Source organism: Actinophytocola sp. NPDC049390 (genome assembly GCF_044466355.1).
Taxonomy (GTDB): Bacteria; Actinomycetota; Actinomycetes; order Mycobacteriales; family Pseudonocardiaceae; genus Actinophytocola.
This window is the reverse complement of the sequence record NZ_JBITMQ010000004.1, coordinates 197,343-213,904: the sequence shown is the minus strand read 5'-3', so window position 1 is coordinate 213,904 and position 16,562 is coordinate 197,343. Positions and strand designations below refer to the sequence as shown.

Sequence of the window (16,562 nt, the reverse complement as noted above, 5' to 3'; positions counted from 1 at the left end):
CCTACACCAGGTCCCACGTGAGCGGGGTGCCCTTGGCCGCCGAGGCGCGGAAGCGGCGGCCAAGCACGGTCGGCAACGCCGCGGGTGGCAGCCCGCCCGACGGGCGGATCGAGCGGACGTTCGCGGACGTCACCGCGTCACCCTCGGCGACATCCGCGACCACCCACAGCGACCGCCGGAGGCGGGCGGTCTCCCGCTCGCTGTCCTTCGGCCCGATGCGGGTGACGCCGAGCGCCTGCCACGCCCGCTCCGTCTCGGTCACCAGCGCCGCCAGCTCGACGGGTTCGAGGGAGAACTCGCTGTCGACGCCACCGTCCGCGCGTTTGAGGGTCACGTGCTTCTCGATCGCGCAGGCGCCCAGGGCCACCGCGGCCACCGGCACGCCGATGCCCATCGTGTGGTCGGACAGGCCGGGCACGACGTCGAAGGTGTCGCGGATGAGCGGGATGCCCCGCAGGTTGCTGTCGGCCGGGTCGGCCGGGTAGGACGCCGTGCAGCCGAGCACGATCAGTTGGTCGTTGCCCGCGCGGCGGGCGGTCTCGACGGCGGCGTGGATCTCGGCGACGTTCGCCGTGCCCGTGGAGATGATCAGCGGCTTGCCGGTCTTCGCGGCCAGCTCGATCAGCGGCAGGTCGACGATCTCGGCGGACGCGATCTTGTAGGCGGGGGCGTCGAGGGACTCGAGCAGGTCGATGGCGGTGGGGTCGAACGGGCTCGAGAAGACGGTCAACCCCAGCGAGGCCGCGCGTTCGAAGATCGGGGCGTGCCACTCCCACGGCGTGTGCGCCTTCTCGTACAGGGAGTAGAGGTTCTCGCCACCCCACAGCGAGTGGTCGTCGGAGACGCGGAAGGCAGGTCCGTCGACGTCGATCGTGATCGTGTCGGCGCGGTAGGTCTGGAGCTTCAGCGCCTGCGCGCCGGAACGCGCCACCTCGTCGACGATCGCCATCGCGCGGTCCAGGTCGCCGTTGTGGTTCCCGGACATCTCGGCGATGACGAACGGCCGGTGGTCCGGCCCGACCGTGTGCTTGCCGATCCTGACTTCACGCATGGCCCCAAGGTACTGGTGCCGGTCAGGAGGCCCGCCAGGCCGCGTCTCCGTACGTGTCCGCGAGCAGGTCGCCGAAGATCAGCAAGCACGCCAGGCACCGTTCGCCGTCGTCGGTGCAGGAGAGCTTGTTGTTCGGCACGCAGTGCTCGCAGAGCGCCTCACCGAAGTCGCGTCCGGCTTCCTCGTTGCCGAACGCGTGCACTCGGTTGTCGTAAGCCGATAACCACCACTGGACATCCACCATGACCCCGACCTCCGCGCCTGTATACACGGTTCAGGGTCCACGAATGGAGTAACCAGCGACAGAGTTGACTGATGAAGACAACCAGTCAACAATTGCCACTTGAACGTTAAACTGTGAATAATGGCAACGGAACGTGATGGCGTGGCCCTAACGGTTACTCCGCGCGATCTTCGAGCTTCCGGAGCCGGTCCTCGTACTGCGCGACCGCGGTGAGGCGCACCTTGATCTGGCTGTGCTCGCGGCGGATCTCGTCGATCAGCGAGCGGGACTCGTCGATCTGCGGCTGGTCACCGACCGGCACCGCCGCGATCTTCTCGCACAGCGACTCCAGCTGGGACTCCTGCGCGGCGACCTGCGGGATCACGCGCTCCAGCTCGTTGGCCGTCCAGTGCTGGAGCTTGTCCATCTTGTTGTAGCGGCGTTCGAGGTCGGCGAGGCGTCTGCGCATGTCCTCGACGACATCGGAGTGGTCTCTCGCGAGCCGGTCGACGGTGGCGTAGAGCTCGCGCAGGTGCTCGTCGATGCGGTAGTTGACCAGCCGCTTGATGCGGTCGGAGATGATCCGGCGGGCTCCGAACAGGTTGCGGAGTCCCCGGGAGCTGTTGATCGGCAATGTGTTTCCCTCAGCGAAGCAGCCTGGTGCGGCCGGTCTTGGTCCACGAATCGAGCAGCCGTCCCTCGGCTGCGATCTGGTGCTCGGGCCCGACGACGCAGGAGTCACCGGCCGCGTGCATCCAGTGCGTCTGGTTCGGGTCATCGATGAACGAGTACCCAGTCAGCAGGAGGTCAGCGTTCGGATAGCAGGTCCGCGCTATCCACGCCGCCATCGTCCCGGTGGTCGCCCACGTGCCCTCGCTGCGGGTCGGCAGGCCGAGCGCGTCCGACAGCGGCAGCGTGACCTCGGCGTTGTTGACCGGCACGAGCCCGAGGTCCTCCGGCCACCAGCCGGGCAGGTTGTCCGGCTCCCAGTGCAGCCTGCCCGGCTCCACCATGAGGTAGAGCCGCTTGCGGTAGTTCTCGAACACGTACTTGGTGGCACGCAGTGCGCGGTTGAACACGACAACGTGCGTGCGGCTGCCCACGGTGGGGGGCGCACCGGGCTCGTCCGTGACGAACCCGTTGACCCGGAAGACCAGGTCACTGGCGTCGATGGCCTTGGCCCGCTCCTCGTCCGGCGACAGCGGCATGTTGCCGACGACAGCGACGGTCCGTGGCTCGGGGTGCTCGGCATAGACGTCAATGAGAGCGCGCATGACGCTCCGCACAGGGACGACGTCGACCATGAGGGCAAAAGTTACCAGCAGGCGAACGATCTTCATCTCCGCGCACGGTCTCTTTGTGGCAACGAACCTTCGCCGCGCGCAGCCCCTGCGGCACGCACGGTGGCCGCCGGTACGCTCGACAGCCGTGTCAGTAACGAGCACTGCCGAGCAGGAGCAGGCGCCCCCACCACCTCCGTCGACCCGTAGCTGGTCGCGTGCGTGGGAGGACATCGTCGAGGGCTTCAAGCAGCGTGAGCTGTGGGGACACCTCGGGTGGCAGGACATCAAACAGCGCTACCGCAGGTCCGTCATCGGACCACTGTGGATCACGTTGTCGATGGCCGTCACCGCGATCGGTCTCGGCCTGCTCTACTCCCAGCTGTTCGGCAACCAGATCCAGACGTTCCTGCCCTACATCACGGTCGGGTTCATCGTCTGGAACTTCATGAGTGGTTGCCTGCTCGAGGGCACGGAAACCTTCATCCGCAACGAAGGCCTGATCAAGCACCTGCCCGCCCCGCTCACGGTGTACGCGCTGCGCACGGTGTGGCGGCTCACACTGATGTTCGCCCACAACCTGGCCGTGTACTTCGTCGTCGTGGCGATCTTCTGGACGAGCCTGGACCACCCGTACGAGATCACCGAGGGCAGCGGGATCGTCGAGCCCGGCATCACCTGGGCGATCCTGCTCGCGATCCCGGCGTTCGTCCTGCTGGCCGTCAACGGTGGCTGGGTCACGATCCTGTTCGGCATCATCTCGACGCGTTACCGGGACATCCCGCCAGTCATCAACAGCCTGGTGCAGCTGATCTTCTTCATGACGCCGATCGTGTGGACCACCGACCTGCTCACCAGGCAGTTCGGCGACGGGGCGAGCAACCGTGCGCTGGTGGCGGAGCTGAACCCGCTGTACCACTACGTCCAGATCCTGCGTGCCCCGCTCGTCGGCAACACGCAGAGCTGGCACCACTGGGCGATCGTCGGCGGGTTTACCGTTGTGGGGTGGGCGCTGGCGTTCGTGGCCATGCGCAACTACCGCGCGCGGGTCTCCTACTGGGTCTGAGTGAGGCGATAAACGACATGGTCAGCATCGACGTCTGGAACGCCTCCGTCGACTTCCCGATCTTCGACGCGAAGACTCGTTCCCTGAAGAAGGCCGTCCTCGGCAAGGTGGGCGGCAAGATCGGCACCGAGCAGAAGGTGCCGATCATCGAGGCACTGCACGACATCACGCTGTCGCTCAAGGAAGGCGACCGCGTCGCGCTCGTCGGCCACAACGGCGCGGGCAAGTCGACGCTGCTGCGCCTGCTGGCGGGCATCTACGAACCGACGAGAGGGTCGTCGAGAATCGTCGGCAAGATCGCGCCGGTGTTCGACCTCGGCGTCGGCATGGACCCGGAGATCTCCGGCCTCGAGAACATCATGATCCGCGGGCTGTTCCTCGGCATGACCCGCAAGCAGATGGAGAAGCGGGTCGACGACATCGCGGAGTTCACCGAGCTCGGCGACTACCTGCAGATGCCGCTGCGGACGTACTCGACCGGTATGCGCGTCCGTCTCGCGCTCGGCGTGGTCACGTCGATCGACCCGGAGATCCTGCTGCTGGACGAGGGCATCGGCGCGGTCGACGCGGCGTTCCTCGCGAAGGCACGTACCCGGCTGGTGGATCTCGTGAAGCGTTCCGGCCTGTTGGTGTTCGCCTCGCACCAGGACGACCTATTGTTCGAGCTGTGTAACACGGCCATCTGGATGGACGAGGGTCACATGAAGCAGCACGGCTCGCTGCGCGAGGTCATCACCGCCTACAAGGGCAAGGACCCGTTCGAGAGCATGAGCGCGGAAGCCCGTGCCCGGCTGGGTGTCGAGCCCGCACTCACGACGAAAACCAGCGAGGTCTGATGGAAACCGCCGGGCGGTTGCCCAAGAACGCGGTGGTGGCGGTGGTCGTCACCCGCCACCGGCGTGAGCTGCTCGCCGACTCGTTGAAGATGATCGGCGCGCAGACCAGACCGCCCGACCACCTCGTCGTCGTCGACAACGGCCCGGACGAGTCCGCGCGGGACATCGTCGAGAGCTGCCCCGTGCCGTCGACCTACCTCGAGTCGCACCGCAACCTGGGCGGGGCCGGCGGGTTCGCGCTGGGCATGCTGCACGCGCTGGCCATGGGTGCTGAGTGGATCTGGTGCGCCGACGACGACGGCAGGCCCGCGGACGAGCACGTGCTCGAGGTCCTGCTCGGCGAGGCCGAGAAGCGGGACCTGGCGGAGATCTCGCCGGTGGTGACGAACATCGAGACCCCCGACCGGCTCGCGTTCCCGCTGCGCCGCGGCCTGACGTGGAAGCGCAGCGCTGCGGAGCTGGGCACGGACTTCCTGCCGGGCATCGCGTCGCTGTTCAACGGCGCCCTGTTCCGGGCGTCCACGCTGGACGTCATCGGTGTCCCCGACTACCGCCTGTTCTTCCGCGGCGACGAGGTCGAGGTCCACCGCAGGCTCGTGCGGTCCGGGCTGTCGTTCGGCACGTGCCTGCGGGTGGCCTACCTCCACCCGGACGGCTCGGACGAGTTCAAGCCGATGCTCGGCGGGCGCCTGCACGCGCAGGACCCGGCGAGCGACGTGAAGCGGTACTACACGTACCGCAACCGCGGCTACCTGCTGTCGCAGCCGGGCCTGCGGAAGATCGGCATGCTGGAGATCCTCCGGTTCGGCCTGTACTTCATCGGGACGAAGAAGGACCCGAAGGCGTTCCTGCAGTGGCTGAAGCTGGTGCGCCAGGGTCGCAAGGAGCGCTTCTTCCGCTTCTAGCGGATTTGCTGTCGGTGAACCCAGGTTGCCGGTGCGTGGCGGTCCTGCTGGTCTTTACGCATGAGTGACTCGAAACGCGCACTGGTACTGCACGTCACGGGCGGCGGCGAGCCGATCGTGTTCGAACTGTCGGAGGACGGCGCCCGCGAGCTGGAGGAGAAGCTGCCCGACCTGCTCGGCAGCGCGGCGGTCGGCCGCCCGAAACTGGCGAACGGCTCGACGGTGACGGTGAACTTCTCGCACGTGGTGACCGCACACCTGGACGTGCTGCCGCCCATGACGAAGGTCTACGGCAGCGACCACGCCAGAAAACACGGCTTCGCGAACTAGCGCCACGGGGCCAGAGCAGGCGCGTTCACGGCGTCCAACGCCGGCAAGCGCCCTTCGGGGGCCGGAGGCCGCGATCAGTCTTTGAGCGGCTCAGTCCCAGTAGTTGAAGAGCGCTTCGCCGAGCGTGCCCGGGCGCCAGTACGCGACATCGCCCGCCGAGACACGTGGCCACGCCACGGCGTCGAAGGGACCGTTCAGCTCGACCACGGTGAGCACTCGGCACCCGGACAGCTCTGCCAGGCAAACCGCCAGTTCGGGAGCCTCGACGAAGGTCAGCGGCCCGGCGCCCTCGACACCACCGTTCCCGGCCACCCGCGGCTCGGCGATCGCCATCACCGGCATTTCCCGGCCGCGGACCACGGCAACCGTCCGTCCCCGGTACGCGATGAACCCCTGGTGGAAGTTGGGGGTGACACTCTCGGCCATGCGGAACCCGGCCACCTCGCCACCGGTGCGTTCGGCAGCCCGGTGACACAGACGCCGGAAATCGCGGACGTCCACCGGCTCAGCGGGTCCGGAACACCACGGTGCGCAGCATCACGAAGTTGATCACCGTGGCCAGGCCCTGGGCCACGACCCACGCCGCCGTGATGCGCCAGCCGCCCTCGGGCAGCACCTGCAGCATCAGCGCGTTCACGCCCACGTTCACGAAGAACGTCACCGTGTACAGGAGCGCGAACCCGCCCGCCTGCCCGATGCCGCCGCGCCCCGCGGCGAACGTGAACCGCCGGTTCAGGAAGAACGCCGTCGTCGTCCCGGCGACGAAGCTCAGCGCCTTCGCGAGGTGGACCCACAGCTCCAGCGCCAGCAGCCCCTGGTACACGCCGTAGTCCACGAGCGCGCAGAAACCGCCGATCAGCACGAACCGCGCGAGCTGGCTCACCAGGCGCGGCGGGGTGTCGACGGCGGTCACGGAGCCAGTGTAGGAGCCCCCGACGACCCGGTTACCCTCGGTGCGGTGAAGCCACAGAAGCTCACCGGCTGGGGCCGGACCGCCCCCACGAGCGCGCGGGTCGTCCGGACCGTCGACCTCGCCGCCATCGCGGACGCCGTGAAGAACGCCGGGCCGCGTGGGGTGATCGCCCGCGGGCTCGGCCGCAGCTACGGGGACCCGGCGCAGAACGGGGGCGGGACCGTCGTCGACATGACCGCGCTCGACCGCATCCATCGCGTGGACGCCGACGCGGGCACCGTCGAGGTCGACGCGGGCGTCTCGCTCGACACGCTGATGCGGACGCTGCTGCCGTTCGGCCTGTGGCTCCCCGTGCTGCCCGGCACCCGGCAGGTCACCGTCGGCGGGGCGATCGGCAGCGACATCCACGGCAAGGCGCACCACGTCGAGGGCAGTTTCGGTGACCACGTGCGGTCGCTCGACCTGCTCACCGCCGACGGCGAGATCGCCACCCTCACCCCCGACGACGACCTGTTCTGGGCCACCGTCGGCGGCATGGGCCTCACGGGCATCGTGCTGAAGGCGACCCTGCACCTCAACCACGTCGAGACCGCGTACTTCGTCGTCGACACCGAGCAGCTCGGCGGCCTCGACGAGCTGATGGCCCGCCAGAGCGTCGACGACGAGAAATACGTCGAGTCCGTTTCCTGGTTCGACGCCGTCACCACCGGGCCGCACCTGGGCCGCGGCATCCTCACCCGCGCCAACCACGCGACGGTCGAGGACCTGCCGAAGCGGCTCCGGCGCCACCCACTCAAGTTCGACGCACCGCAGCTGCTGACCGTCCCCGACGTGTTCCCACCCGGCCTGCTCAACAAGCTGACCGGGCGGATCTTCAGCGAGCTGTGGTACCGCAAGTCGCCGACGAAGCTGGGCGCGGTCCAGAACATCACGCAGTTCCTGCACCCGCTCGACATCGTCGGCGAGTGGAACCGCGGCTACGGGCCGCACGGCTTCCTGCAGTACCAGTACGTGGTCCCGTTCGGCGCGGAGGACGTCATCCGGCACACCGTCCGGCGTATGACCGAGACCGGCCAGGTCTCCGCGCTGAACGTGCTCAAGCGCTTCGGCGAGGGCAACCGCGCGCCGCTGTCCTTCCCCATGGAGGGCTGGACGTTGTGCGTCGACCTGCCGGTCGGTGGTGGCGTGCACGAGTTCTGCGAGGAACTGGACGAGCTGGTGCTCGCCGCGGGCGGCCGGCACTACCTGGCGAAGGAGTCCCGCGCCACGCCCGAGGTGATCGCACGTGGTTACCCGCGGCTCGACGAGTGGCGCAAGATCCGCGCTTCTGTCGACCCGCAAGGAAAGTTCGCTTCGGACATGTCGAGAAGGTTGGGTTTGCTGTGATCGATGCCGTGGGGAACCCCCAGTCGTTGCTGCTCCTGGGCGGCACCTCGGAGATCGGCCTCGCGGTCGCGAAGAAGTACGCCCAGCGCCGTCCGCTGCGCGTCGTGCTCGCCGCCCGGCCGTCCGAGCGCCTCGACAAGGCCGCCGACGAGCTGCGTGCCGCCGGCGCCACGGTGTCCACCGTGGAGTTCGACGCGCTGGACACCGCGTCGCACGCCGCCGTGCTCGACAAGGCGTTCGGCGACGGCGACATCGACGTCACCGTCGTCGCGTTCGGCCTGCTCGGCGACGCGGAGCAGGCGTGGCAGGACCACGCGCGCGCGATCGAGCTGGCGCAGGTCAACTACACCGCGCCGGTGTCGGTCGGCGTGCTGCTCGCGGAGCGCCTGCGCGGGCAGGGGCACGGCCGGATCGTCGCGCTGTCGTCGGTCGCGGGCGAGCGGGTGCGCCGGTCGAACTTCGTGTACGGCTCGACGAAGGCCGGCATGGACGGCTTCTACCTGGGGCTGGGCGAGGCGCTACGCGGCGACGGCATCACGGTCACCGTGGTCCGCCCCGGGTTCGTGCGCACCAGGATGACCGAGGGCATGAAGCCCGCCCCGCTGTCGGCGACCGCGGACCAGGTGGCCGACGTGGTCGTGAACGCCGTGACCAAGCGCAGGGAACTGGTGTGGGCGCCCGCGCCGCTGCGCGTGCTGTTCTCGATCCTGCGGCACGTCCCGCGCCCGATCTTCCGCCGCCTGCCGATCTGACGCTAGCGCCCGTCCGCGAGCGTGCTCAGGTGGTCGAGCGCGGCGAGCAGACTGCCGCGCCGCAGCCAGGGCCCCAGCTCGACGGACAACCCGCCACCGTCGGCGGTGACCCGGCGACGCCGCCACCTTGGCACCTCCTGGACGGGGAACGTGCAGGTCAGGCGCAGTGTCGCCCGTCGCCGGGTCTTCCGGTGCACCCCTTCGTTGCCGCTGGACAGCTCGTACCGCCGCAGCTGCGACGCGACGAACCGCCGGCCGCGCCACACGCCGGTCACGGTGATCTCGGTGTGCCACGCCCCGGCCTGTGTCCTGCCGAACACGCCGGTCCGGTAGCCCTCGCTGATCCGGCCCTTGCGCAGCAACGCCCACGCCCGCCTGCGCCGCCGCCGCTCCCGATCGTCGAACGCGGCACGCCCGCCGTCGCCACCTGGCAGGTCGACCTGCCAGCCGTGTCGCCGGGCCAGGCCGCCGACCAGCAGGTACCGGAACGCGAGGCCGGACAGCCACCGGGCCACGAAGGCGCCCACGACCACGACGAACAGGACCAGCAGGCTCCACGCCCGCCAGTCCCACGTCGCGATCAGGTCCACTAGATGGTGAGGTCCTCGGAGGTCTCCTCGACCGACTGGTCGGAGCCGGTGTTGCCGTACTCGCCCGCCTTGTAGCCGTTGTTGGCGTTGCGGGCGATCTTGCCGCGGTCGGTGTACTGGCCCTTGAGGCTGTCGAGGCCCTTCTCGCCGAGGCGCTGCGGGAACGTCTTCACCGCGTCGAGGTCGTCGAGCAGCTTGCCCCCGCGCTCACGGGCGCCCAGCTTCGCCTGCATGCGCGCGGTCTGGCCGAACGCCTTGCTCGCGGTACCTGCCTGCTTGAAGAAGTCCTTGGTCTTGGCCATGAGCGTCTTCAGCTTGTCGAGCAGCTGCTTGAGCATGTTGAGGATCTTCTGCAGCTTGCTGACCTGCTTGGTCGCCTTCACGGTCGTGTGCGTGCCCTTGGCGAACGTGCCGGTCCACGCCGCCGCGACCGAGCCGCCGAACGTCGGGGCCGCCGCCGCGAGCGCCGGGATCCAGATCAGGATCAGCCACTCGACGAACTCGGTGAGCAGCGCCTTGATGAACTCCTCGATGACCGTCATGATCATGCTGGAGATCTGCAGCAGCTGCGCGATGTCCCCGGACTGGCCCGCGGTGCCGCCGATGCCCGTGGCGAACCGCTCCATGCGCTTCTGGGCGGCGTCCTTCGCAGTGCCGCCCCACTCCTTGAGCGACTCGCCGACGTCGGAGACGAACTTCTCGCCGTACTCGGCGAGGCCCTTGGCGATCGCGTTGAAGTTCGACGCCGCGTTCATCAGGGCCGGCCCGTCGCCGCTGACCATGTGGATCAGGTCCTGCAGCGGCTGGACGACCGTGATGAGGAAGTTCAGGCCCTGCCCGATCAGCCAGCCGAGCGGGTCGGTGGCGATGCCGGTGGCGGCGTCCTTGCAGGACTGGATGAACGAGGCGGCGCCGACCGTCGTGCCGCGCCAGTCGCCCGCGCTCATGGCGATGCCCGCGCTGACCGCGCCGCCCACCACGGGCAGCCCGCGCGCGACCTTCTCGCCGTAGCCCATCTCCTCGCTGATCGTGATGCCGGAGAGCTGGCCGGTGGTCTTCTCGCCACCCATGTCAGTTGCCTCCCAGCGCCGCGGCGCCCTCGTTGAAGATCGCGGCTACGGCCTCCTCGACCGCGCGGTAGTCGGCCGCGGTGTCGGTCATCTTGTCCGCGCCGCCCTGCAGGCCCTCGGACATGTCGCCGAGCAGGTTGTTCAGGTCGCCGAGCATGCCCGAGTAGGTGGACTTCACGAAGAGCCCGACGATGCCCCACGACTCGTCGCCGACGTCGGACTGCGACACCAGCCCCTGCACCTCGGAGACGAGGGCCTTGTCGCCGCTCAGCTTGCCCGCGTACTTGTCGATGCCGTCGAGGTTGACGTTGAAGCCGTCCGCCATCTCAGTCCTCTTCGTCGTCGGACAGGTTGCGCAGGTAGGAGTCGCCCGACGAGTGATCGGTTCCACTCCGGACCGAGAAGCTGTCACGCAGCACCGGCGGCTCGCCGTCGTCGCCGTCGTCGCCGTCGTCGCCGTCGTCGCTGTTCTCGTCGCCGCGCGGACGCACCTTCTCCCGCAGCTCCTCGACGGGCACGCCCAGGACCTCGGCCTGCGTCTCCAGCACCTGGTCGAGCACCGGTGCCTCGTCCCCGGCGTACTCCTGCACGATCCCCGCCTGCTGCCTGGCGGCGTCGGCGAGCGCGTCCTGGAGGGTCGACATGATCGTCGCGCCGAGCCGCTGCGCACCGAGCCGCAGCGCGTCCTCGGTCAGCCTGATGTCCAGCACCGACCCGCCCGGCCCGGCGACCACGGTGACCGACCGGTCCGGCGACGACGAGCTGACCTCCAGAGACGCCAGCTCCGAACTCATCCCCGCGAGTTGCTCGAACCGGTCGTCCACGTTGTGGATCCGGGCCTGGAACGCCTCGAACTCGGCCACGAGCTGATCGAACTCAGCCGTCATGCACGCCTCCCGACAGATTTCGCGTGCCCCACATGATGGCCCAGTGCCCGGCACGAGGCAGCGGATCGTCCACTTCGGCCAGGAACGTTCGTGATCGCGAACGCATGGACACATTGTACGCAACTGCGTACACTTCTTACATGCCCAACGGGGACTTGGCACGGGTCGGCATTCGGGAACTGCGGGACAACCTCAAGGACGTACTGGAGAAGGTGGAACTCGGCGCCACGGTCGAGGTCACCAAGAACGGAAGGACGATCGCGATGATCGTGCCCAGGCCGAGCGGCGACGGCGTGGAACGGCTCATCGCCGAGGGCAAGCTGCTGCCTCCGCGCAGCGGCAGCGGCAGCGTCCGGCTGCCCCGCCGCGTGCTGCCACCGCCGGGCAGCCCGGCGAGCGGCGAGGTCATCGACGACATGCGCACGGAGCGGCGGTGATCTATCTCGACACGTCCGCGCTGGTCAAGCTGGTCATCGAAGAGGCGGAGTCCGGCGCGTTGGAGCACTGGCTGCTGCTCCAGGAGGTGCCGCTCGCGACCAGCGTGATCGGCCGCGTCGAGTTGCTGCGCGTGTGCCGCCGCATGGTGCCGGACAGCGTGGCAGCAGCCCAACTGCTGCTCGCCGACCTCCCGGTCATCCCGGTGGACGGCTGGCTCGTGGACGTCGCCGAGACCATCGGCCCACCGACGCTGCGCACGCTCGACGCGCTGCACCTGGCGGCCGCGTTCTCGGTCGGCGACCTGCTGACCTCGTTCGTCACCTACGACAAACGCCTGCGGGACGCCGCCCTGCTGGCGGGTATGCCGGTGGTGACACCGGGCGTGGCCTGACCACCGATGCCGGTAGCGGGTTACAGGAACGCGGACAGGGCCACGCACACGACCCACGACGCGCCGAGGACCTGCAGCACCCGGTCCCGCAGCGCGATCTCCTCCGGCTCACCCGCGTTGCCGCCGTCCACGTCGACCGCGTAGCGCAGGACCGCGACCACCATCGGGACGATCGAGATGACCGCCCACACCGAGTTGGTGCCGGTGCGCTGGCGGATCTCGAACGCCCACAGCGCGTACGTCATGATCATGATGGCCGCGGACGTGGCCCACACGAAGCGCAGGTAGCTCGCCGAGTACTTGGACAGGGACGCGCGGATCTTGGCCCCCGTGCGCTCGTACAGAACGATCTCCGCGTACCTCTTGCCGGCCACCATGAACAGCGAACCGAACGCCGTGACCAGCAGGAACCACTGCGACAACGGCAGCCCGGCCGCGGCGCCGCCCGCGATGGCGCGCAGCAGGAAGCCCGACGCGACGATGCACAGGTCGATCACCGGCTGGTGCTTGAGCCCGAGGCAGTAGCCGATCTGCACGGCCGCGTAGACGCCGATCACGACCAGGAGCCGCCAGCTCGACACCAGCGACACCGCGAACGACGCCAGGAACAGGAACACCGCGAGCCCGTACGCCACCCGCACCGGCACGATACCCGCCGCGATCGGGCGGTTGCGCTTGGTCGGGTGGGCGCGGTCGGCCTCGACGTCGATCGCGTCGTTCACCAGGTACACGGCCGACGCGACCAGGCAGAACGCCACGAACGCGATCGCGGCGTCGACGACCACGTCCATCCGGAACACCGGGTTCGCGGCGTACGCGGCGAACGGCGCCGCCAGCACCAGGACGTTCTTCACCCACTGGCGCGGCCGGGCCGTGCGGATCACGCCCCGCACGAGCCCGCCGCGGGGGGCGTCGGCGGAGCGCACCTGCGCGTCCTCCGCCGTGCTACTCATCTGGCGCGCTTCCGGAGCACGCGGCGGACCACCCCGCCGACGACCGCGCCCAGCGTCGCGCCCGCCAGCACGTCGCTCGGGTAGTGCACGCCCAGCACCAGCCGTGACACCAGCATCGGCGGCACCAGCGCGGGCACCAGGTTCCGCCCGGTCAGGCCCGAGTACACGACCGCCGCGGCCGTCGTGGACGTCGCGTGCGACGACGGGAACGACAGCGACGACGGCGTCTTGACCAGCACCTCGACCGACTCGTCGATCGGCCGCTGCCTGCGCACGACCCGCTTGACCGCGATCGACGCGGCGTGCGCGGCGACCACGCCCGCGGCGCCCGTCAGCCAGTCCTTGCGGCGGTCGCGGTCGACCGCCGCACCGACCAGGCCGACCGCGAACCAGCCCGCGGCGTGCTCGCCGAACAGCGACAGGCCACGCGCGGCGCGCACGACCGGCTTCCCGCCGATCGTGCGCTGGACCGCGGCGAGGGCCCGGACCTCGGCCGAACGCTCCGGCTCGGGGGGCGGGGTGCCGGGTTCGGCAGCACGCTGCCGGGCCGGAGCGGTGGTGGTCATCAGCCGTCCAGGGAACCGTCGAGCGGCGCGCCCTCGGAAAGGTGCGGCGCCACCTTGTTGTCGAACACCGACAGCGCCGACCCGATGGCCATGTGCATGTCGAGGTACTTGTACGTGCCGAGACGACCGCCGAAGATCACGTTCCGCTCCTTGGCCTCCTTCTTGGCCAGCTCGCGGTACTGCTCCAGCTTCTCGCGGTTCTCGGGGGTGTTGATCGGGTAGTACGGCTCGTCGTCGTCCTTCGCGAAGCGCGAGAACTCCCGGAACACGACCGTCTTGTCGGCCGGGTAGTGCTTGCGCTCCGGGTGGAAGTGCCGGAACTCGATGATCCGGGTGTAGGGGACCTCTTCGTCGTTGTAGTTGACGACCGAGGTGCCCTGGAAGTCACCCGTCGGCACGACCTCGGACTCGAAGTCGACGGTCCGCCAGGTGAACCTGCCCGCCGAGTAGTCGAAGTACCGGTCGAGCGGGCCCGTGTAGACCGTCGGGGTGCCCGCCGGGATCCGGTCGCGCACGTCGAAGTAGTCGACGTTCAGCCGGACCTCGATGTTCTCGTGCTCGGCCATCTTCTCGAGCCACGCGGTGTAGCCGTTGACCGGCAGACCCTCGTAGGTGTCGTTGAAGTACCGGTTGTCGAACGTGTAGCGGACCGGGAGGCGCGTGATGATGTTGGCGCCGAGCTCCTTGGGGTCGTTCTCCCACTGCTTGGCGGTGTAGCCCTTGATGAACGCCTCGTAGAGGGGCCGGCCGACCAGCGAGATGGCCTTCTCCTCGAGGTTCTGCGCGTCCTCGGTGCGGTACTCGGACGCCTGCTTGGCGATCAGCTCACGCGCCTCGTCCGGGGTGTGCGACCTGCCGAAGAACTGGTTGATGAGGCCCAGGTTCATCGGGAACGAGTAGACCTGGTCCTTGACGCGGGCGAACACGCGGTGCTGGTAGTTCGTGAACTCGGTGAACTGGTTCACGTAGTCCCACACGCGCTTGTTCGAGGTGTGGAAGAGGTGCGCGCCGTACTTGTGCACCTCGATGCCCGTCTCGGGCTCCGGCTCGGAGTACGCGTTGCCGCCGATGTGCGACCTGCGCTCCAGCACGAGGACCCGCTTGTTCAGCTGTGTCGCGACCCGCTCGGCGACCGTCAGCCCGAAGAACCCGGAGCCGACGATGACGAGGTCGTAGCCGGAGTAGTTGTCAGAGTTGTCTGCTGGGGCGCTCACGGCGACTCAGGCTACCTGCGTGGCACGACATGCCGACTATCGGTCACCCCTGACGGCGTCGGCGAGCTTCTTGTCCAGGCTGACCCGCACCAGGGCGGCGGCGAGCTTCGGCACGTCGTTCTCGCCGACCATCCCGGCGAGCTCGTCCTGGTCGGCGGGCAAGCCGATCTTCTTCGCCCCGTCGAGGGTCTTGCGGTCCAGGTAGGGCCGCAGCTCGGGCCACACGACCTGCGCCTCGCGGCAGAAGATGTCGACGCCGACCGGCCCCATCCTCGGGAACCGCCGCAGGTGCTTCGCCACGTCGTCGCCGCGGACGCGCCGCAGGTCGCCGCCGTACTCGTCGAGCAGCAGCCGGGCGCCGTCGCCGAGCGCGGTCGCGGTCGACTCGTCGTACCGGACGTAGTGGGCGCGGCCGAGCGCGTCGACCCGGTCCTGCCAGGTCGCGTCGAGCATCTTGCGCGGCGTGCCGTAGCCCTTCAGCTCCTTCGCCGCGGCGACGGCGATGTCCGCCTTGATGCGGGTGGAGAGCAGCGTGCTCAGCACCAACAGGCGGTAGAGCGGGGACGGCTTGTCGGCGAGCTTGATGCCGGCCTGTTCCGCGTAGGTCGTGCCGGCCTTGTCGAGCAGTGCGTGCACGGTGTCCATGGCGACCGGGTACCCAGAAATGTCGAAGACCCCCGTACCTCCCCTGGTACGAGGGCCTTCATCCCCTGGCGTTTCCCCTAGCTCCGGCATTCGCCTCGTTAGTAGAGACGCCGTGGGGCCTCCAGACGTTCCCGTGCGCTGGGTCACTTTCGAGAAGATCTTCAGCCGGCCGCGGCCCGCAGTTCCGGCAGCACGGTGGAGACGACCGCCTCCAACGTGCTCACGCGGGCCGCGTAGACGCCCTCCTCACGCGGCCAGTGCGTGACGATGTCGGTGAAGCCCAGCTCGGCGGCGCGCCCCGCGGCCTCGCGGAAGTACTCCACGCTCGACAGGGAGAGCACCGGCGCCGAATCGAGGCTCAGGTAGCGGTCCATGCCCTCGCTGCCCGGGATGTCGGTGAACCGCGCCGCCAGTTCGGCGACCCCCGTCCACCACGCCTCGATGTCGTCGCCGCCCTTGCCCGTGGTGATCCAGCCCTGGCCGAACCGGGTGGCGATCCGCATCGAACGCGGGCCGTTGCCCGCCAGCACGAACGGGGCACGCGGCCGCTGCACGCAGCCGGGCGCGGACCGGGCGTCCACCGACGTGTAGTACTCGCCGCTGATCGACGTGCGTTCGGCGGTCAGCAGCGAGTCGAGCTGCTCGACGAACTCGCCGTACCGGTCGACGCGCTGCCTCGGCGGCAGCCCTTCGAGGCTGTCACCGCCCATCACCACGTTGTCGTAGCCCGAGATGGTGCCCGCGCCGAGGCCGACGACCAGCCTGCCCGCGGAGACGTCGTCGAGCGAGAGCAGGCCGCGGGCGAACGGCACCGGATGCCGGAAGTTCGGCGACGCGACCAGCGTGCCGAGCCGGATCCGGCTGGTCGCCATGGCCGCGGCGGTCAGAGTCGGCACGGCGTCGAACCACGGTCCGTCGACCAGCGACCGCCACCCGACGTGGTCGTAGGTCCACGCGTGGTCGAAGCCGTAGGCCTCGGCCGCGCGCCACCTCTGCTCGGCGAACAGCCAGCGGTACTCGGGCAGGATCACGATGCCGACACGCACGCCGTGCACCGTAGCCGAGG

At 69.1% G+C, this 16,562-nt stretch carries 23 protein-coding genes; 8 read left to right on the top strand and 15 right to left on the bottom strand.

From position 1 onward, the window contains the following. Position 1: 1 nt before the first annotated feature. The 4 genes from pseI to ACIBVP_RS14780 form a co-directional block, all read right to left on the bottom strand. Positions 2-1,051, bottom strand: coding sequence for a pseudaminic acid synthase (pseI, locus tag ACIBVP_RS14795; protein WP_396106643.1), 1,050 nt, complete (start codon positions 1,049-1,051; stop codon positions 2-4). 22 nt (positions 1,052-1,073) lie between these two features. Then, the gene (locus tag ACIBVP_RS14790) at positions 1,074-1,295 is read right to left on the bottom strand and encodes a hypothetical protein (RefSeq protein WP_396106642.1); all 222 of its coding nucleotides are present in this window, start codon (positions 1,293-1,295) and stop codon (positions 1,074-1,076) included. Between the two features lie 154 nt (positions 1,296-1,449). Further along, positions 1,450-1,908, bottom strand: a complete 459-nt coding sequence (locus ACIBVP_RS14785; protein WP_396106641.1) for a hypothetical protein — start codon at positions 1,906-1,908, stop codon at positions 1,450-1,452. A 10-nt stretch (positions 1,909-1,918) separates the two neighbouring features. Continuing rightward, positions 1,919-2,548, bottom strand: coding sequence for a hypothetical protein (locus tag ACIBVP_RS14780; RefSeq protein ID WP_396106640.1), 630 nt, complete (start codon positions 2,546-2,548; stop codon positions 1,919-1,921). 154 nt (positions 2,549-2,702) lie between these two features. On the opposite strand from ACIBVP_RS14780, the gene ACIBVP_RS14775 reads away from it, so the two are divergent. Genes ACIBVP_RS14775 through ACIBVP_RS14760 form a run of 4 tightly spaced genes read left to right on the top strand, consistent with a single transcriptional unit; the run spans position 2,703 to position 5,691 of the window. After that, a complete protein-coding gene (locus tag ACIBVP_RS14775; RefSeq protein ID WP_396106639.1) occupies positions 2,703-3,620 on the top strand; it encodes an ABC transporter permease in 918 nt (305 codons plus the stop codon). Positions 3,621-3,637: 17 nt separating this feature from the next. Beyond that, a complete protein-coding gene (locus ACIBVP_RS14770; protein ID WP_396106638.1) occupies positions 3,638-4,456 on the top strand; it encodes an ABC transporter ATP-binding protein in 819 nt (272 codons plus the stop codon). Continuing rightward, positions 4,456-5,361, top strand: a complete 906-nt coding sequence (locus ACIBVP_RS14765) for a glycosyltransferase (protein ID WP_396106637.1) — start codon at positions 4,456-4,458, stop codon at positions 5,359-5,361. The genes ACIBVP_RS14770 and ACIBVP_RS14765 overlap by 1 nt, the downstream gene beginning before the upstream one ends. 60 nt (positions 5,362-5,421) lie before the next feature. Further along, positions 5,422-5,691 carry a hypothetical protein gene (locus ACIBVP_RS14760; protein ID WP_396106636.1) on the top strand — a complete coding sequence of 90 codons (270 nt, stop codon included), beginning with the start codon at positions 5,422-5,424 and terminating at the stop codon, positions 5,689-5,691. 90 nt (positions 5,692-5,781) lie between these two features. Here ACIBVP_RS14760 and ACIBVP_RS14755 read toward each other — a convergent pair whose 3' ends face one another. Both ACIBVP_RS14755 and ACIBVP_RS14750 read right to left on the bottom strand, forming a co-directional pair. Next, a complete protein-coding gene (locus ACIBVP_RS14755; RefSeq protein ID WP_396106635.1) occupies positions 5,782-6,117 on the bottom strand; it encodes a hypothetical protein in 336 nt (111 codons plus the stop codon). A 79-nt stretch (positions 6,118-6,196) separates the two neighbouring features. After that, the gene (locus ACIBVP_RS14750; RefSeq protein ID WP_396106634.1) at positions 6,197-6,604 is read right to left on the bottom strand and encodes a GtrA family protein; all 408 of its coding nucleotides are present in this window, start codon (positions 6,602-6,604) and stop codon (positions 6,197-6,199) included. Between the two features lie 45 nt (positions 6,605-6,649). Between ACIBVP_RS14750 and ACIBVP_RS14745 the strand changes: the two genes are divergently transcribed. Both ACIBVP_RS14745 and ACIBVP_RS14740 read left to right on the top strand, forming a co-directional pair. Continuing rightward, positions 6,650-7,990, top strand: a complete 1,341-nt coding sequence (locus tag ACIBVP_RS14745; protein ID WP_396106633.1) for an FAD-binding protein — start codon at positions 6,650-6,652, stop codon at positions 7,988-7,990. Further along, a complete protein-coding gene (locus tag ACIBVP_RS14740; RefSeq protein WP_396106632.1) occupies positions 7,987-8,742 on the top strand; it encodes a decaprenylphospho-beta-D-erythro-pentofuranosid-2-ulose 2-reductase in 756 nt (251 codons plus the stop codon). The genes ACIBVP_RS14745 and ACIBVP_RS14740 overlap by 4 nt, the downstream gene beginning before the upstream one ends. 2 nt (positions 8,743-8,744) lie before the next feature. Here the strand turns inward: ACIBVP_RS14740 and ACIBVP_RS14735 are convergent, their stop codons facing one another. The 4 genes from ACIBVP_RS14735 to ACIBVP_RS14720 are packed head-to-tail and all read right to left on the bottom strand — an operon-like array spanning position 8,745 to position 11,289. Next, positions 8,745-9,332, bottom strand: coding sequence for a hypothetical protein (locus ACIBVP_RS14735; RefSeq protein WP_396106631.1), 588 nt, complete (start codon positions 9,330-9,332; stop codon positions 8,745-8,747). Beyond that, positions 9,332-10,402, bottom strand: coding sequence for a hypothetical protein (locus ACIBVP_RS14730; protein WP_396106630.1), 1,071 nt, complete (start codon positions 10,400-10,402; stop codon positions 9,332-9,334). The genes ACIBVP_RS14735 and ACIBVP_RS14730 overlap by 1 nt, the downstream gene beginning before the upstream one ends. 1 nt (position 10,403) lies before the next feature. Continuing rightward, a complete protein-coding gene (locus ACIBVP_RS14725) occupies positions 10,404-10,727 on the bottom strand; it encodes an ESX-1 secretion-associated protein (protein ID WP_396106629.1) in 324 nt (107 codons plus the stop codon). A gap of 1 nt (position 10,728) precedes the next feature. After that, positions 10,729-11,289, bottom strand: coding sequence for a YbaB/EbfC family nucleoid-associated protein (locus ACIBVP_RS14720; protein ID WP_396106628.1), 561 nt, complete (start codon positions 11,287-11,289; stop codon positions 10,729-10,731). A gap of 140 nt (positions 11,290-11,429) precedes the next feature. Here ACIBVP_RS14720 and ACIBVP_RS14715 point away from each other — a divergent pair, with 140 nt between their 5' ends. Then, complete coding sequence (locus tag ACIBVP_RS14715) at positions 11,430-11,726, top strand: type II toxin-antitoxin system Phd/YefM family antitoxin (protein ID WP_396106627.1); 297 nt, start codon at positions 11,430-11,432, stop codon at positions 11,724-11,726. Then, entirely contained in the window at positions 11,723-12,118 is a 396-nt protein-coding gene (locus tag ACIBVP_RS14710) for a type II toxin-antitoxin system VapC family toxin (RefSeq protein ID WP_396106626.1), read from the top strand. The genes ACIBVP_RS14715 and ACIBVP_RS14710 overlap by 4 nt, the downstream gene beginning before the upstream one ends. A gap of 20 nt (positions 12,119-12,138) precedes the next feature. Here ACIBVP_RS14710 and ACIBVP_RS14705 read toward each other — a convergent pair whose 3' ends face one another. The 5 genes from ACIBVP_RS14705 to ACIBVP_RS14685 all read right to left on the bottom strand — a co-directional run bounded on the left by ACIBVP_RS14705 (position 12,139) and on the right by ACIBVP_RS14685 (position 16,542). After that, positions 12,139-13,071: a decaprenyl-phosphate phosphoribosyltransferase gene (locus ACIBVP_RS14705; RefSeq protein WP_396106625.1), complete on the bottom strand. Its 933-nt coding sequence runs from the start codon at positions 13,069-13,071 to the stop codon at positions 12,139-12,141. Beyond that, positions 13,068-13,637: a phosphatase PAP2 family protein gene (locus tag ACIBVP_RS14700; RefSeq protein ID WP_396106624.1), complete on the bottom strand. Its 570-nt coding sequence runs from the start codon at positions 13,635-13,637 to the stop codon at positions 13,068-13,070. Before ACIBVP_RS14700 ends, ACIBVP_RS14705 begins: the two co-directional genes overlap by 4 nt. Beyond that, the gene (gene glf, locus ACIBVP_RS14695; RefSeq protein ID WP_396106623.1) at positions 13,637-14,851 is read right to left on the bottom strand and encodes a UDP-galactopyranose mutase; all 1,215 of its coding nucleotides are present in this window, start codon (positions 14,849-14,851) and stop codon (positions 13,637-13,639) included. Before glf ends, ACIBVP_RS14700 begins: the two co-directional genes overlap by 1 nt. A 36-nt stretch (positions 14,852-14,887) precedes the next feature. After that, positions 14,888-15,496, bottom strand: coding sequence for an endonuclease (locus ACIBVP_RS14690; protein ID WP_396106622.1), 609 nt, complete (start codon positions 15,494-15,496; stop codon positions 14,888-14,890). Between the two features lie 161 nt (positions 15,497-15,657). Further along, positions 15,658-16,542, bottom strand: coding sequence for an LLM class flavin-dependent oxidoreductase (locus ACIBVP_RS14685; protein WP_396106621.1), 885 nt, complete (start codon positions 16,540-16,542; stop codon positions 15,658-15,660). Positions 16,543-16,562: the final 20 nt, after the last annotated feature.